At 70.9% G+C, this 13902-nt stretch carries 13 protein-coding genes; 10 read left to right on the forward strand and 3 right to left on the reverse strand.

Annotated elements, in window-relative coordinates:
- Positions 1 to 40 precede the first annotated feature (40 nt).
- The 3 genes from ACEJ41_RS00155 to ACEJ41_RS00165 all read left to right on the forward strand — a co-directional run bounded on the left by ACEJ41_RS00155 (position 41) and on the right by ACEJ41_RS00165 (position 2658).
- Complete coding sequence (locus ACEJ41_RS00155) at positions 41 to 850, forward strand: lysophospholipid acyltransferase family protein (RefSeq protein WP_374012791.1); 810 nt, start codon at positions 41 to 43, stop codon at positions 848 to 850.
- A 64-nt stretch (positions 851 to 914) separates the two neighbouring features.
- Positions 915 to 1907, forward strand: a complete 993-nt coding sequence (locus tag ACEJ41_RS00160; protein ID WP_374012792.1) for a YheT family hydrolase — start codon at positions 915 to 917, stop codon at positions 1905 to 1907.
- Between the two features lie 130 nt (positions 1908 to 2037).
- Positions 2038 to 2658 (forward strand): YbhB/YbcL family Raf kinase inhibitor-like protein, encoded by a 621-nt coding sequence (locus ACEJ41_RS00165; RefSeq protein ID WP_374012793.1) that lies wholly within the window; start codon positions 2038 to 2040, stop codon positions 2656 to 2658.
- A gap of 17 nt (positions 2659 to 2675) precedes the next feature.
- On the opposite strand, the gene ACEJ41_RS00170 is transcribed toward ACEJ41_RS00165, so the two are convergent.
- Together ACEJ41_RS00170 and ACEJ41_RS00175 are read right to left on the reverse strand one after the other, a co-directional pair.
- On the reverse strand, positions 2676 to 3503 hold the full coding sequence (locus ACEJ41_RS00170; RefSeq protein WP_374012794.1) for a DUF4377 domain-containing protein: 828 nt from the start codon (positions 3501 to 3503) through the stop codon (positions 2676 to 2678).
- Positions 3504 to 3573: 70 nt separating this feature from the next.
- Entirely contained in the window at positions 3574 to 4365 is a 792-nt protein-coding gene (locus ACEJ41_RS00175; RefSeq protein ID WP_374012795.1) for an undecaprenyl-diphosphate phosphatase, read from the reverse strand.
- Between the two features lie 286 nt (positions 4366 to 4651).
- Here ACEJ41_RS00175 and glnA point away from each other — a divergent pair, with 286 nt between their 5' ends.
- From glnA to ACEJ41_RS00205, 6 genes are all read left to right on the forward strand, one after another.
- Positions 4652 to 6061, forward strand: a complete 1410-nt coding sequence (gene glnA / locus ACEJ41_RS00180; RefSeq protein ID WP_374012796.1) for a type I glutamate--ammonia ligase — start codon at positions 4652 to 4654, stop codon at positions 6059 to 6061.
- A 268-nt stretch (positions 6062 to 6329) separates the two neighbouring features.
- Positions 6330 to 6668: a P-II family nitrogen regulator gene (locus ACEJ41_RS00185; RefSeq protein ID WP_374012797.1), complete on the forward strand. Its 339-nt coding sequence runs from the start codon at positions 6330 to 6332 to the stop codon at positions 6666 to 6668.
- A gap of 19 nt (positions 6669 to 6687) precedes the next feature.
- Entirely contained in the window at positions 6688 to 8139 is a 1452-nt protein-coding gene (locus ACEJ41_RS00190; protein ID WP_374012798.1) for an ammonium transporter, read from the forward strand.
- Between the two features lie 160 nt (positions 8140 to 8299).
- Positions 8300 to 9349, forward strand: coding sequence for a nitrogen regulation protein NR(II) (locus ACEJ41_RS00195; RefSeq protein ID WP_374012799.1), 1050 nt, complete (start codon positions 8300 to 8302; stop codon positions 9347 to 9349).
- Positions 9346 to 10788 (forward strand): nitrogen regulation protein NR(I), encoded by a 1443-nt coding sequence (gene ntrC / locus ACEJ41_RS00200; RefSeq protein ID WP_374012800.1) that lies wholly within the window; start codon positions 9346 to 9348, stop codon positions 10786 to 10788. The genes ACEJ41_RS00195 and ntrC overlap by 4 nt, the downstream gene beginning before the upstream one ends.
- 96 nt (positions 10789 to 10884) lie before the next feature.
- On the forward strand, positions 10885 to 11460 hold the full coding sequence (locus tag ACEJ41_RS00205; protein ID WP_374014017.1) for a superoxide dismutase family protein: 576 nt from the start codon (positions 10885 to 10887) through the stop codon (positions 11458 to 11460).
- A gap of 118 nt (positions 11461 to 11578) precedes the next feature.
- Here the strand turns inward: ACEJ41_RS00205 and ACEJ41_RS00210 are convergent, their stop codons facing one another.
- Positions 11579 to 12499 carry a hypothetical protein gene (locus tag ACEJ41_RS00210; protein WP_374012801.1) on the reverse strand — a complete coding sequence of 307 codons (921 nt, stop codon included), beginning with the start codon at positions 12497 to 12499 and terminating at the stop codon, positions 11579 to 11581.
- Positions 12500 to 12619: 120 nt separating this feature from the next.
- Between ACEJ41_RS00210 and ACEJ41_RS00215 the strand changes: the two genes are divergently transcribed.
- Complete coding sequence (locus ACEJ41_RS00215; RefSeq protein ID WP_374012802.1) at positions 12620 to 13897, forward strand: acetyl-CoA C-acetyltransferase; 1278 nt, start codon at positions 12620 to 12622, stop codon at positions 13895 to 13897.
- Positions 13898 to 13902 lie beyond the last annotated feature (5 nt).

Genomic DNA, 13902 nt, shown 5'->3' on the forward strand with positions numbered 1-13902 from the left:
GGTTCCGCAAGCCGGCGGCCATCCGGTATCGTGCGCGTCCATGAGCCACCGCACCCCACCTGCCGACCGGCGCGGCGCGCGTTCCGGCGGCGGCTTCGCGCGTACCTGCCGCTACCTTTACCGTGTCCCGCTGCTGCTGCTGCACGTGCTGGTTTCGCTGCCGCTGACCATGCTGTGCCTGCTGCCCGGGCTGGCGCGCCTGCCGCGGGGCGACGAAACCCTGGCTGACCGCGCGGTGCGCGCGTGGTCGGCCGGGCTGATGTGGATCTTCGGCTTCCGCCTGCGCCGGGTCGGCACGCCATTGCCGGGCCCGGTGCTGTTCGTGGCCAACCACGTCAGCTGGATCGACATCGAGGCCCTGCACAGCCAGCGGATGATGGGCTTCGTGGCCAAGAGCGAGATTGCCGGCTGGCCGCTGGTGGGCTGGCTGGCCGCACGCGGGCAGACCATCTTCCACCAGCGTGGCAGCACCGATTCGCTCAACGGCGTGCTCGAGGTGATGGTGCAGCGGTTGCGCACGGGGTTGTCGGTGGGCGTGTTCCCCGAAGGGCGCACCCGCAGTGGCGAGCAGGTCGGCCCGTTCCACGCGCGCATCTTCACCGCTGCGGTGCAGGCGCAGGTGCCGGTGCAGCCGGTAGCGCTGCGCTACGGCGCCGGTGGCCAGGCACAGACCACGGTGGCCTTCGGCCCGCGCGAGCACTTCGGCGGCAACTTCATGCGCCTGCTCGGTGGGCCGGTGCGATTGGCCGAGGTGCATTTCCTGGCGCCTATCCCGCCGGGTGACGTGGAGGGCAGGCGCCGGATCGCGGAACTGTCGCGCGAACGCATCGTGGCGGCGATGGCATCTTGAGCGGCCGGCTTGCACTGCGGCGGCCGCGATGCAGAATGGCCGGCGCGCTTTCCGCCAGGTTCCCATGCTGACTGTCGACGATTTCCGGCCCATCGGCCTGCTGCGCAATCCGCACCTGCAGTCGGTACTCGGTGCCAGTGCGCTGCGCCGCCGCCGCGGCCTGCGGGCGCTGGCCGCCAGCGGTGCGGTCACCACCGAGTACATCCTCGATGGTGGCGGCGACGCGCGGCTGCAGGCCTGGCACAGCCGGCGCCCGGACGTGGCGCGCGCTGGCACCGTGCTGCTGCTGCATGGCTGGGAGGGCAGCGCCGACTCGGGCTACATGCGCCTGACCGCGGCGCGGCTGCTGGCCTGCGGCTTCGAGGTGGTGCGGCTGAACTTCCGCGACCACGGCGACACCCACCATCTCAACGCCGAGCTGTTCCACTCCAACCGCCTGGACGAAGTGGTGCATGCCAGCGCCGACCTGGTGTGCCGCCTGCGGGTGCGCGACCTGTCCATCGCCGGTTATTCGCTGGGCGGCAACTTCGCCCTGCGGGTGGGCCTGCGCGCGCAGGCCGCCGGGCTGCCGCTGCGGCGCATCGCGGCGGTGTGCCCGCTGGTGGACCCGGCCCGGACCATGGATTGCATGGAACGCGGGCCGGCGATCTATGACTGGTATTTCCGCCGCAAGTGGCGCCGGTCGCTGCAGCGCAAGCGCGCGCTGTTCCCGGAGCGCTACGACTACGACGACGCCACCCTGGCCCTGGACCTGCGCAGCCTGACCGGCTGGCTGGCGCAGCGCTATGCCGGCTTCGGCAGCGTGGATGCCTATTTCGACAGCTATTCCATCGCCGGGTCGCGGCTGGCCGGGTTGCGCGTGCCCACCCACATCCTGATGGCCCAGGACGACCCGGTGATCCCCTGCAGTGACCTGCGCCAGTGGCGCTTGCCGGAAAGCGCGCAGCTGGAGCTGGCCCCCTGGGGCGGCCACTGCGCGTTCATCGAGAACCTTGCCGGCGACGGTTTTGCCGAACGCTGGGTCGCCGCGCGCCTGGACGCCGGAGTGCGGGCCTGAGGCGCGGGGCGGATTGGCCGTCGATGCGGCCTGCCGGGTTGCAGTGCGTCGTGGTGCCGCCCGCGCCCGCGGTCGCTGGGCCAGGCGCGCTGGGCTACCCTTGAGGCCGGATCCAAGCAGGAAGGGCGGCATGCGCATCTGGAGCGACAGTTTCCAACACCGCGGTCCGATCCCGGCGCGATACGCCATGGGTCGTGCCGATGGACTGTCCGACAACCGCAATCCCCACCTGGCCTGGGACGCAGTGCCGGAGGGCACGCGTTCGTTCGCGCTGCTGTGCATCGATCCGGACGCGCCCACGGTGGCGGAGACGGTGGGCCGCGAGGACCTGCAGATCCCGGTGGAGCAGCCGCGCGCGGACTTCGTGCACTGGGTCATGGCCGACATCGACGCGCAGGTGCGGCAGATTGCCGAGGCATCCTGCAGCGACGGGGTGGTGGCGCGCGGCAAGCGCACGCCCCCCGGCCCACCGGGCGCACGCCAGGGGCTGAACGACTACACCGGCTGGTTTGCCGGCGACGCGGACATGGGCGGTGATTACCTCGGTTACGACGGGCCGTATCCGCCGTTCAACGACCTGCGCGTACACCGCTATTTCTTCCGCCTGTTCGCGCTGGGCGTGGAGCGGCTGGCGCTGGCCCCGCGCTTCACCGCCGCGGACGCGCAGCGCGCGATGCAGGGCCACGTGCTGGCCGAAGCCGCGGTGTACGCCACCTACACCCTCAACGCCAGCGCGCGGGCACCGGGCTGACGAGGCCGGCCCGGCGCTCAGCGCGTGGTGTCCTCCGACTCCACCACCATGTCCAGCACGTAGGCGTAACCGGAGGCGTCGGCGGGGACGTCGCGGCGGGTGTAGCGGTCGATCCGCAGGACATTGCGCACGCCCGGCTGGTGAACGTAGTCCTCGATGTGGTCGTAGAAGTTCTCCCACCTCCCTGGTTCGCCGGTTTTCAGGCCGCGCCCGTCGTAGTGGACCTGGCGGACCTGCAGGCACTGCTGGTCGGCGATCAGCGGGTGGTGGCAGGGCCGGGTGGTGGCCGCCACTTCCAGGAAGATGCGCTCGGGCGGGCTGCCGTGGCGGGTGGCGGCGGTGGCCAGGCCGTCGAAGAACAGGCGCTCGCCGGCGGCGGTGGCCAATTCCAGGCGCGGGCTTGCGCCGGACGCATCGATCGCCAGTGCCAGGGTGCCGTCCAGGCGTGCGCCGGCTTCCTGGTCCAGTGCCGCCAGCCCGGGATCGGCGCAGGCCATCCGGGTGGCGGCCAGGGGGCCTGCCTGCAGGGTGCCGGGACCGAGGGCGTAGGCGCCGCCGATGCGGTTGCAGGCATTGGATACGGCCAGGCGGCCGTCGGCGAAATCCAGTTGCAGCGGCTGCCCGGGGCGGACGAACAGCGCCTCGATGCGCTGGCCCCGGGCATCGCGGGCATCGGCCAGGCGCCAGTGGTAGGCGGACAGCAGGGCACCGGGGTCGGCGCTGGCGGCCGTGGGCGGGTCGGGCTCGGCCCTGGGCGGCGGGGTGCCGCCGGTCGGGACCGGCCCGCAGCCGGCCATGGCCAAGAGCAGCAGGAGCAGCGGGCGCGGGATGGGGAAGCGCTTCATCGGGACCTCCTGGGGCGGGTGCGGCCGCGGTGGCCGGCGCAAGCGGAACGGCCGGGTATCCGGACCCGGGTCAGCGACCGGGCATCAGCGCCAGCAGCAGCACGCCCAGCACGATGCGGTAAACGGCAAAGCCGGTATAGCGGTGCGCCTTGATGTAGCCCAGCAGCCAGCGCACCACCATGAAGCCGGTGACCGTAGCCGCGGTGAAGGCCACCGCCACGGCGGACCAGTCCTCGCCGCCGGCTGCGCCGTCGTGCAGCAGTTCCAGGAAGGCGTAGGCGCTGGCGGCGAACATGGTCGGGATGCCGACCAGGAACACGAATTCGGTGGCCGACGAGCGCCGCGAGGTCCCGGCCAGCATGGCCATGAAGATGGCCGCGGCCGAACGCGAGGTGCCGGGGAACACCCCGGCCACCACCTGGGCCAGGCCCACCAGCACGGCCACCTTCCAGGTCACCGTGGCGATGTCGCCGCGGCGCTCGGCCAGGCGTTCGGCCAGCAGCATCCAGATGCCGCCCAGGACCAGCGCCCAGGCCACCGGGGTGATGGTTTCGGGCAGTTCCCAGCCGGCCAGGCGCACCGGCAGGCCGACCACCGCGGTGACCAGGAAGGCCACGCCCAGCTTGGCCACGTAGCTGCGGTTGGCCGGCTCGCCCAGGCCGGTGGCCAGTTCCCACAGGCGGCGCCGGAACACCAGGGTGATGGCCAGGATCGCGCCGGCCTGGATCACGATGTTGAAGAAGTCCGAGCGCGCGCCCAGCCACTGCTGGGCGATCAGCAGGTGGCCGGTGCTGGAGACCGGCAGGAACTCGGTCAGCCCTTCGAGGATGCCCAGCAGGAGGGCGGACAGCAGATCGGACACGGGCGATGGCGGGCGGGTGGGGGCGGGCGGTCAGCATACGTGAGCCCGCCCCGGCCCCGGCGGCGGGTGCGCGGGGCGCATCTGCGGCGCCGACCCGGGTTGGCGAACGGCATGGCCGCCTTGATTCACCAAAATGGTGCGTCATGCATGGTGCAAGAGCGCACTTGTTTGGTGCGTGCATGGCGCACCAGAATATGCCGCCTTGTAAAACAATGACTTGCGAGGCGCAAATAGTTGGCACGCAGCTTGCTCAAGGTTCGATACCCATCATCCGAGGTTGCAAGCGATGTCCCTGGAAAATGTTGAGAAGCTGATCAAGGACAACCAGGTCGAGTTCGTCGACCTGCGGTTCGTCGACATGCGCGGCGTGCAGCAGCACGTCACCTTTCCGGTGCGCATCGTCGAGCCGGCGCTGTTCGAGGACGGCAAGATGTTCGATGGCAGCTCCATCGCCGGCTGGAAGGGCATCGCCGAGTCGGACATGGTCCTGCTGCCCGACGCCGACACCGCGGTGCTGGACCCGTTCACCGCCGATCCGACCCTGATCCTGACCTGCGACGTGCTCGACCCGGCCACCATGCAGGGTTACGCGCGCTGCCCGCGCGGCATCGCCAAGCGTGCCGAGGCCTACCTCAAGTCCTCCGGCATCGCCGACGTGGCCTTCTTCGGCCCGGAGCCGGAGTTCTTCATCTTCGACGCGGTGCGCTTTGCCAACGACATGGGCCACACCTTCTTCAAGATCGACTCCGAGGAAGGCGCCTGGAACACCGGTACCGAGTACGAAGGCGGCAACACCGGCTACCGTCCCGGGGTGAAGGGCGGCTACTTCCCGGTCGGCCCGACCGATTCGCTGCACGACCTGCGCGCCGAGATGTGCAAGGCGCTGGAAGAAGCCGGGATCGAGGTCGAGGTGCACCACCACGAGGTCGCCAACGCCGGCCAGTGCGAGATCGGCACCAAGTTCAACACCCTGGTGCGCAAGGCCGACGAGCTGCTCACCACCAAGTACATCATCCGCAACGTCGCCCACCGCAACGGCAAGACCGTGACCTTCATGCCCAAGCCGATCGTGGGCGACAACGGCTCGGGCATGCACGTGCACCAGTCGCTGTCGCGCGACGGCAACAACCTGTTTGCCGGCGACGGCTACGGCGGCCTGAGCCAGATGGCGCTGTGGTACATCGGCGGCATCTTCAAGCACGCCCGCGCGATCAACGCCTTCGCCAACGCCGGCACCAACAGCTACAAGCGTCTGGTGCCGGGCTTCGAGGCGCCGGTGATGCTGGCCTACTCGGCGCGCAACCGCTCGGCCTCGTGCCGCATCCCGTGGGTGTCCAACCCCAAGGCGCGCCGCATCGAGATGCGCTTCCCCGACCCGATCCAGTCCGGCTACCTGACCTTCACCGCGCTGATGATGGCCGGCCTGGACGGCATCAAGAACCAGATCGACCCGGGCGCGCCGTCGGACAAGGACCTGTACGACCTGCCGCCGGAGGAGGAGAAGGACATCCCCAAGGTCTGCTCCAGCCTGGACCAGGCGCTGGAGGCGCTGGATGCCGACCGCGAGTTCCTCAAGGCCGGTGGCGTGATGAGCGACGACTTCATCGATGGCTACATCGCGCTGAAGATGCAGGAAGTCACCAAGTTCCGCGCGGCCACGCACCCGCTGGAATACCAGCTGTACTACGCAACCTGACACCAGCGCCGCACGGGAAACCGCGCGGCGCTTTTACTTGTGCCCACGCAGGGGCCTGGGCACTGCGGAAGGGACAGGCATGGCAACACCCAAGTAGACGAGATTCCGGGCCTGCACGACCTCCCCCAAGTCGTCGGGTGCAGCCCTGGATCGGTGCCCCGGCCGCGTGGCCGGGGAATGTCGAGCGGCACGCCGGGCGCTGGCCCGGCGTGCCGCGGTCACCGAACCCCGGCCGCACAGCCGGTCCACCCACCATCGGGATGCGAACATGAAACTGATCACCGCCATCATCCGGCCGTTCAAGCTTGACGAGGTGCGCGAAGCCCTCGCCCAGGCGGGCGTGTCGGGCATCACCGTCACCGAGGTCAAGGGCTTCGGCCGCCAGAAGGGACACACCGAGTTGTACCGCGGCGCCGAATACGTGGTCGACTTCCTGCCCAAGATCAAGCTGGAAACCGTGGTTGCGGACGAGCGCCTGGACGCGGTGCTCGACGCCATCAGGCAATCGGCCGGCACCGGCAAGATCGGCGACGGCAAGGTTTTCGTCAGTGCCATCGAACACGCCGTGCGCATCCGTACCGGCGAGATCGGCGGCGACGCGCTCTAACCCCCACCGGAGCACTCCCATGAAGATGTCATGTATCGCCGGGCTCAGGGCCCGGTGCCAGACCCTCTGTGTCCTTTTTCTGCTCGCCATGGCGGTAATCGCCACTGCGGCGCTGCCCGCGATGGCGCAGGAACCGCCTGCGGACGCGGCCGCCGTGGCCCTGCCGGCCCCGGCTGCGGCCCCGACCGGGGCATGGGCCGACGAAGCCCCCGACGCGGCCGCTGCGGCTGAGGTCGCCGATGAGGACGCGGCCCCGGACTTCGACAGCGGCAATGTCGCCTGGATGCTCACCTCCACCTTGCTGGTGCTGCTGATGGTGGTGCCCGGCCTGGCCCTGTTCTACGGCGGCATGGTCCGCTCCAAGAACGTGCTGTCGGTGCTGATGCAGGTGCTGGTGGTGTACTCGATGGTGGTGCTGGTATGGGTGGGCTACGGCTACAGCGCCGCGTTCACCGAGGGCAACGCATTCTTCGGTTCGTTCACCGAGAAGGCGTTCCTGCGCGGGATCACCGCCGACACCGATGCCGGCGGCCTGCCGGAGTTCCTGTTCGTGGTGTTCCAGTCCACCTTCGCCGGCATCACCACCGCGCTGATCGTCGGCTCCTTCGCCGAGCGCATCAAGTTCAAGGCGGTGCTGCTGTTCTCCCTGCTATGGGTGACCTTCGGCTACCTGCCGATGGTGCACATGGTGTGGAGCGGCGAGGCCGGCTTCCTGGCGCACAAGGGCGTGATCGACTTCGCCGGCGGCACCGTGGTGCACATCAACGCCGGCGTGGCCGGCCTGGTCGGCGCCTGGTTCCTGGGCAAGCGCGTGGGCTACGGCAAGGAAGCGCTCAAGCCGCACAGCGTGCCGTTCACCTTCATCGGCGCCGCCCTGCTGTGGGTGGGCTGGTTCGGCTTCAACGCCGGCTCGGCACTGGCCGCCGATGCGGCCGCCTCGCTGGCCATGATCAACACCATGGTCGCCACCTCGGCCGGCGTGATCGGCTGGATCCTGGTGGAGTGCATCGCCAAGGGCAAGCCGTCCGCGCTGGGCGCGGCATCCGGTGCGATCGCCGGCCTGGTCGGCATCACCCCGGCGGCCGGCAGCGTCGGCCCGATGGGCGCGATCGTGATCGGCCTGGCGGCCGGTGCCGTCTGCGTGTGGGCGGTCAACGGCCTCAAGCGCCTGCTCGGCGCCGACGACAGCCTGGACGTGTTCGGCGTGCACGGCGTCGGCGGCATCGTCGGCGCGATCCTCACCGGCGTGTTCAGCGATGCCTCGCTGGGCGGCACCGGCATCGACGGCTCGATCGGTGCCCAGGTGTGGGCGCAGACCTTCAGCGTCCTGGTCACCATCGCCTGGTGCGCCGTGGTGACCTCGGTGGCGATCCTGGTCACCCGCCTGGTGGTCGGCCTGCGCGTGAGCGAGGAAGCCGAGCGCGAGGGCCTGGACATCAGCTCGCACGGCGAGCGGGCCTACGAAGTGTGATCCATCCCGGCCGCGGCCCTGGTGCCGCGGCCGGACCGGAGCGGTGTGCTGCACTGCTCCCCCGCGTCATTCCGCGGAGGCGTCCCATGCTCCTGGCCATTGTCCCGACCGCGTGCCCGGGATCGCGCCCGGGCCGCCCATGCACTAGATTGGTGCAATCATGACGCCTGCCACTCCCGCCCCCATCCTGGACCAGCTTGCGACCCCGGTTGCCTGGGTCGACCCGCAGGCGCGCATTGCCGGGGCAAACCCGGCCTTCCCGCGCTGGTTGGGGGTCGGTGCCCGCCGTGTGCTGGGCCAGCCCCTGGCCGCCCTGGAGCAGGATGGCGACGCCCTGGCCCGGTTCCTGGCCCAGGACGAGCGCGAGGTCCTGCGCCTGCACCGCATTGCCCTTGGCCTGCCCGGCGAGATGCCCCGGCATGCCGATGGCTGGTTGACGCGGACCGCCGAGGGCTGGCGGCTGGAAGTGCACCCGAGCGACGGGTTTTCCGCGCTCGACCCGGCCCAGGCCCTGCCCGGCGCGTTGTCGGCCGCGCTCAAGGGCCTGGCCCACGAGCTGCGCAACCCGCTGGCCGGCCTCAAGGGTGCCGCGCAACTGCTTGCCCGGCGCACCGGCCATCGTCCCGAGGACAGCAGCGAACGCGAGCTGGTGGACCTGATCGGTGCCGAGATCGACCGCCTCGACCACCTGGTCGATCGCCTGCTCTCGCCGGCGCCGCAGCGCCCGCACGCGGCGCTCAACATCCATGCCGTGCTCGAGCGGGTGCTGCGCCTGGCCGAGGCCGAGGGCGGTGGCCAGGTCCGGATGCAGCGCGATTACGACCCCAGCATCCCCGAATTCCACGGCGATGCCGACCGCCTGGTGCAGGCGGTGTGGAACCTGGTGCGCAACGCGCAACAGGCCGGCGCGGCCTGCATCGTCCTGCGCACCCGGGTGGAGAGCGGCCTGCACATCCGCGAGCACCTGCATGCGCGCGCGCTGCGGGTGGAAATCGCCGACGACGGCCGTGGCGTGCCCGAAGCCCTGGCCGAGCACCTGTTCCTGCCGCTGGTCAGCGGTCGCGCCGAAGGCACCGGCCTGGGCCTGGCCCTGGCCCACCAGGTGGCGCGCGAGCATCGTGGCTCGCTGACCTTCCGCTCGCGCCCCGGGCATACCGTGTTCACCCTGCTGCTGCCGCAGGCCGACCCCGAAGGAGGCGCCAGCCCATGAGCGTCGACAACCGCAGGATCTGGGTGGTCGACGACGACCGTTCGGTGCGCTTCGTGCTGGCCACCGCGCTGCGCGATGCCGGCTACGAGGTGGATGGTTTCGAGAACGCCTCCAGCGCGCTGGAGGCGCTGGACGTGCGCGGCGCGCCGGACCTGCTGTTCACCGACGTGCGCATGCCCGGCCAGGATGGCCTGGAACTGCTGGACCGGCTCAAGGCCGCCCACCCGCAGTTGCCGGTGATCGTGATGTCGGCCTACACCGACGTGGCCAGCACCGCCAGCGCGTTCCGGGGGGGTGCCCACGAGTTCCTGTCCAAGCCGTTCGACCTGGACGACGCGGTGGCCCTGGCCGCACGCGCCTTGCCGGTCATCGCGCCGCTGGCCGATGCGTCGGCACGCGCGACCACCAGCGAGGAACCATCCGGTTCGGCGGCCCTGATCGGCGACAGCCCGGCCATGCGTGCGTTGTTCCGTGCGATCGGCCGCCTGGCGCAGGCGCCGCTGTCGGTGCTGATCACCGGCGAGACCGGCACCGGCAAGGAACTGGTGGCCAGCGCGCTGCACCGCGAATCGCCGCGCGCGTCCGGACCGTTCGTGGCGCTCAACACCGCCGCGATTCCCGCCGAACTGCTGGAGAGCGAACTGTTCGGGCACGAGGCCGGCGCCTTCACCGGTGCCAGCAAGCGCCATATCGGCCGCTTCGAACAGGCCGATGGCGGCACCCTGTTCCTGGACGAGATCGGCGACATGCCGGCCTCGCTGCAGACCCGCCTGCTGCGAGTGCTGGCCGAGGGCGAGTTCTTCCGCGTGGGCGGCCGCGAGTTGATCCGGGTGGACGTGCGGGTGATCGCCGCCACCCACCAGGACCTGGAGGCGCGCGTGCAGCAGGGCGGCTTCCGCGCCGACCTGCTGCACCGGCTCAACGTGGTGCGCCTGCAGTTGCCGCCACTACGCGAGCGCCGTGGCGACATCGCGCTGCTGGCCGACACCTTCCTGCACCGGGCCGCGCGCAAGCTTGGTGCGGGCGCCAAGCGTTTCCACCCCTCCGCGCTGGACGCACTGGCGGCGATGGACTGGCCCGGCAATGTGCGCGAGCTGCAGAACCTGTGTTGGCGCCTGGCCGCCCTGGCGCCAGGCGAAACCATCACCGTGGCCGACCTGGGCGGTGGCGCCGCTTCAAGCTCCGCAGCGCCGGCCAGCACTGCGCCGGTCGCGAGCGGTGGCGACGCCGAGGACTGGGACCGGCAGCTCGGCCAGTGGGCGCGGGCCAGCCTGCAGGCCGGTGCGCGCGACCTGCACGCACATGCGCGCGACCGGTTCGACCGCGCCCTGCTGGGTGCAGCCCTGGAACACACCGGCGGGCGCCGGGTGGAAGCGGCCGCATTGCTGGGCGTGGGCCGCAACACGGTCACCCGCAAGCTGGGATCGAGCCGGCGCTGACCGCGCGCGTGGGGCCACCGGCGCGCGCCGGGCAGGCAGGTGATCGCGGCTGGTTTCATCCACCGTGAATGCAGCCTGGCTTAACGTATGCGTGACATCCGACCCGGGAGCCCGGTCATGCGTACCTTGTTGTGCACCGTTGCCGTTCTGTCCATGGCTGCCTGCAGCAGCGCGCCGCCACCGGCCGCACCGGCCCCGCCGGCGCCGGTGAGCACCGCCCAGCAGGCAGTGGCCGTACTTGCTTCCGCCTCCGGCAGCCGGGTCAGCGGCAAGCTCACCCTGGTGCCGATGAGCGACGGGGTGCACATCCTGGGCGAGGTCGGCGGATTGCAGCCCGACGGCCACTTCGGCTTCCACGTGCACGAGAAGGGTGATTGCAGCGCGGTGGACGCCAGCAGCGCCGGCGGCCACTTCAACCCGCAGGGCACCCCGCACGGCCGCGCCAGCGGGTCCAGCCACCACGCCGGCGACATGGACAACCTGGTCTCCAACGGGTCGGGCGTGGCCCTGGTCAACGTGCACCTGCGTGGCGTCACCCTGGGCGGCGGCGCGTTCAACGACATCGCCAACCGCGCGGTGATCGTGCATGCCGATCCGGACGACTATCTCAGCCAGCCGGCGGGCAATGCCGGCGCGCGGGTGGCCTGCGGCCTGATCCGGGTTACCCGCTAAGGTTCCTGCGCAATCCGCCCGCGCGCCGGTGCGCGCGCGGGCGTCGCCCCGTCGCCTCCTCTGGCGCGGCGCATCCGGCGTCCACGCCAGGATGTGTCGCCACCACGCAACGCGCCGGTCAGCCCGCCTGTGCGAGCAGCGTGCGTGGATCCTGCTGGCCGTCGCAGTGCACGTACAGCACCGGCAGGCCGTGTGCCTCGAGCACTGCGGCCAACTGCCGCTGGCGCGCCAGGAAATGCTCGTACAGGCGTTGCAGGCGGTCGCACTGCCCGCTTTCGGCACTGCCGCCGTGATAGTGCGCGCACCAGCCGCCAGGATCGAACAGCGCCATGCGCACCTGGCCGGCTTCCAGCCGCAGCAGCGGCTCGGGCCCGGCGTCGAGCCACTCCACCGCCTGCGGCGCCAGCAATGCGGCCTCGACCACGCCCCACAGCGCACCCAGGCCCTGGTTGTCGTACTGCATGGCCATCATTGCCGCCAGGTCGTGCGCGCTGAGATAGCGGGCGTGCTCGATCCGCGCATCGAAGTTGTCCTGGGCCAGCAACGCGGTGTCCGCGCGGGCCATGCCCATTGCCAGCAAGGTGTCCTCCAGCGCCTCGGCCACCGGGGCCAGCGCGTCGGCCGGGCCGGCCAGCACGAACGGCAACACGCGCAGCCCGCCACCGGCCAGGGCGGCTTCGGACTGCAACGGTGGTGGTACCGCGCCGGCGGCATCGGCGCCGAAGGCCAGCACGCGCGGTGCCTGGCCCCGGCCCGGTGCGCGCACGCGCAGTTCTTCCAGGCGGCGATGCAGCGGCCAGCCCGGGCGCAGGGCTTCGGCCGGATCGAAGTGCGCCGCCGCCAACGCCAGCTCGAGCCCGGCCACGCCATCGACCATCGCGGCCAGGTCGCGACCGACGTGGACCGCCAGTTCGCCTGCCTGGGCCGGCGGCAATGCGGCGCGTGCCGGTGCCTGGCCGCCGGCCAGTTCCAGCGCGAACACGCCGTGGAAGTTGGCTTCAGCCACGGGCACGGCCTCGTGGCCGGCGGGGGTGTCCATTCATGTCGGGGTCGCCTTCGTCATTGGCCGTCTCACGGCGCGGGGCTACACTGCAGTCATTATGCATTCGGCCGCGTATGCAGGCCGTTCCCACGAATGGAATCCGCCCGAGGTCGCCCCATGCCAGCCGCACGTCCCGTCGCCATCCTGGGTGGCGTCCGCATTCCGTTCTGCCGGCAGAACACGGCTTACGCGGACGTGGGCAACCTGGGCATGTCGGTGCGCACGCTGGGCGCCCTGGTCGAGCGCTTCGGCCTGCACGGGCAGGTCCTGGGCGAGGTGGCGATGGGCGCGGTGATCAAGCACCCCGCCGACTGGAACCTGGGCCGCGAGGCCGCCCTGTCCTCGGGACTGTCGCCGCTCACGCCAGGCATCACCCTGCAGCGTGCCTGCGGCACCAGCCTGGATTCGATCATCACCGTGGCCAACAAGATCGCCGTGGGTCAGATCGAATCCGGGATCGGCGGCGGCTCGGACAGCACCTCGCACGTGCCCATCGTGTATGGCAAGGCGCTGCGCGCGCGCCTGCTGGCCGCCAACCGGGCCAGGACGACGCGCGAGAAGATCGCCGCGTTCAAGGGATTCCGGCTGTCGGAACTGAAGCCGGCGTTTCCCGGCGTGGCCGAGCCGCGCACCGGCAAGAGCATGGGCCAGCATTGCGAAGACATGGCCAAGGAATGGAACATCGCACGTGACTCGCAGGACGCCTGGGCCGTGGCGTCGCACCACAAGCTGGCCGCGGCCTACGAGCGCGGTTTCTTCGACGGCCTGATCGTGCCGTTCCGCGGGGTCGAGCGCGACAACGTGCTGCGTGCCGATACCTCGCTGGAAAAGCTGGCCGCGCTCAAGCCGGCGTTCGACCGCGGCTCGGGCCGCGGCACCCTGACCGCCGGCAACTCCACTCCGCTCACCGATGGTGCCGCGGCAGTGCTGCTGGCCTCGGAAGAGTGGGCACGTGCCCACGGCCATGAGCCGCTGGCCTGGCTGCGCGACGCCCAGGTGGCGGCAGTGGATTTCGTGCATGGCGAGGGCCTGCTGATGGCGCCCACCGTGGCCGTGCCGCAGATGCTGGCGCGGCAGGGCCTGAGCCTGCAGGATTTCGACATCTACGAGATCCACGAGGCCTTCGCCGCGCAGGTGCTGTGCACCCTGCGTGCATGGGAGAGCGAGGACTACTGCCGCAACCGGCTGGGGCTGGACGCGCCGCTGGGACGGATCGACCCGGACAGGATCAACCTCGTCGGCTCCTCGCTGGCTACCGGCCATCCCTTTGCCGCCACCGGGGCGCGGATCGTCGCTACCGCGGCCCGGCAACTGGCCGAACGCGGCGGTGGCCGCGCGCTGGTCTCCATCTGCACCGCCGGCGGGATGGGCGTGGTGGCGATCATCGAGCGGTAAGCGCC

This window comes from Pseudoxanthomonas koreensis (genome assembly GCF_041890415.1).
GTDB lineage: Bacteria > Pseudomonadota > Gammaproteobacteria > Xanthomonadales > Xanthomonadaceae > Pseudoxanthomonas > Pseudoxanthomonas koreensis_A.

Bases quoted from the DNA above. Each gene is read 5' to 3' on its own strand.
- ACEJ41_RS00155 (WP_374012791.1), top strand. From the start codon at position 41: ATGAGCCACCGCACCCCACCTGCCGACCGGCGCGGCGCGCGTTCCGGC.
- ACEJ41_RS00160 (WP_374012792.1), top strand. From the start codon at position 915: ATGCTGACTGTCGACGATTTCCGGCCCATCGGCCTGCTGCGCAATCCG.
- ACEJ41_RS00165 (WP_374012793.1), top strand. From the start codon at position 2,038: ATGCGCATCTGGAGCGACAGTTTCCAACACCGCGGTCCGATCCCGGCG.
- ACEJ41_RS00170 (WP_374012794.1), bottom strand. From the start codon at position 3,503: ATGAAGCGCTTCCCCATCCCGCGCCCGCTGCTCCTGCTGCTCTTGGCC.
- glnA (WP_374012796.1), top strand. From the start codon at position 4,652: ATGTCCCTGGAAAATGTTGAGAAGCTGATCAAGGACAACCAGGTCGAG.
- ACEJ41_RS00185 (WP_374012797.1), top strand. From the start codon at position 6,330: ATGAAACTGATCACCGCCATCATCCGGCCGTTCAAGCTTGACGAGGTG.
- ACEJ41_RS00190 (WP_374012798.1), top strand. From the start codon at position 6,688: ATGAAGATGTCATGTATCGCCGGGCTCAGGGCCCGGTGCCAGACCCTC.
- ACEJ41_RS00195 (WP_374012799.1), top strand. From the start codon at position 8,300: ATGACGCCTGCCACTCCCGCCCCCATCCTGGACCAGCTTGCGACCCCG.
- ntrC (WP_374012800.1), top strand. From the start codon at position 9,346: ATGAGCGTCGACAACCGCAGGATCTGGGTGGTCGACGACGACCGTTCG.
- ACEJ41_RS00210 (WP_374012801.1), bottom strand. From the start codon at position 12,499: ATGGACACCCCCGCCGGCCACGAGGCCGTGCCCGTGGCTGAAGCCAAC.
- ACEJ41_RS00215 (WP_374012802.1), top strand. From the start codon at position 12,620: ATGCCAGCCGCACGTCCCGTCGCCATCCTGGGTGGCGTCCGCATTCCG.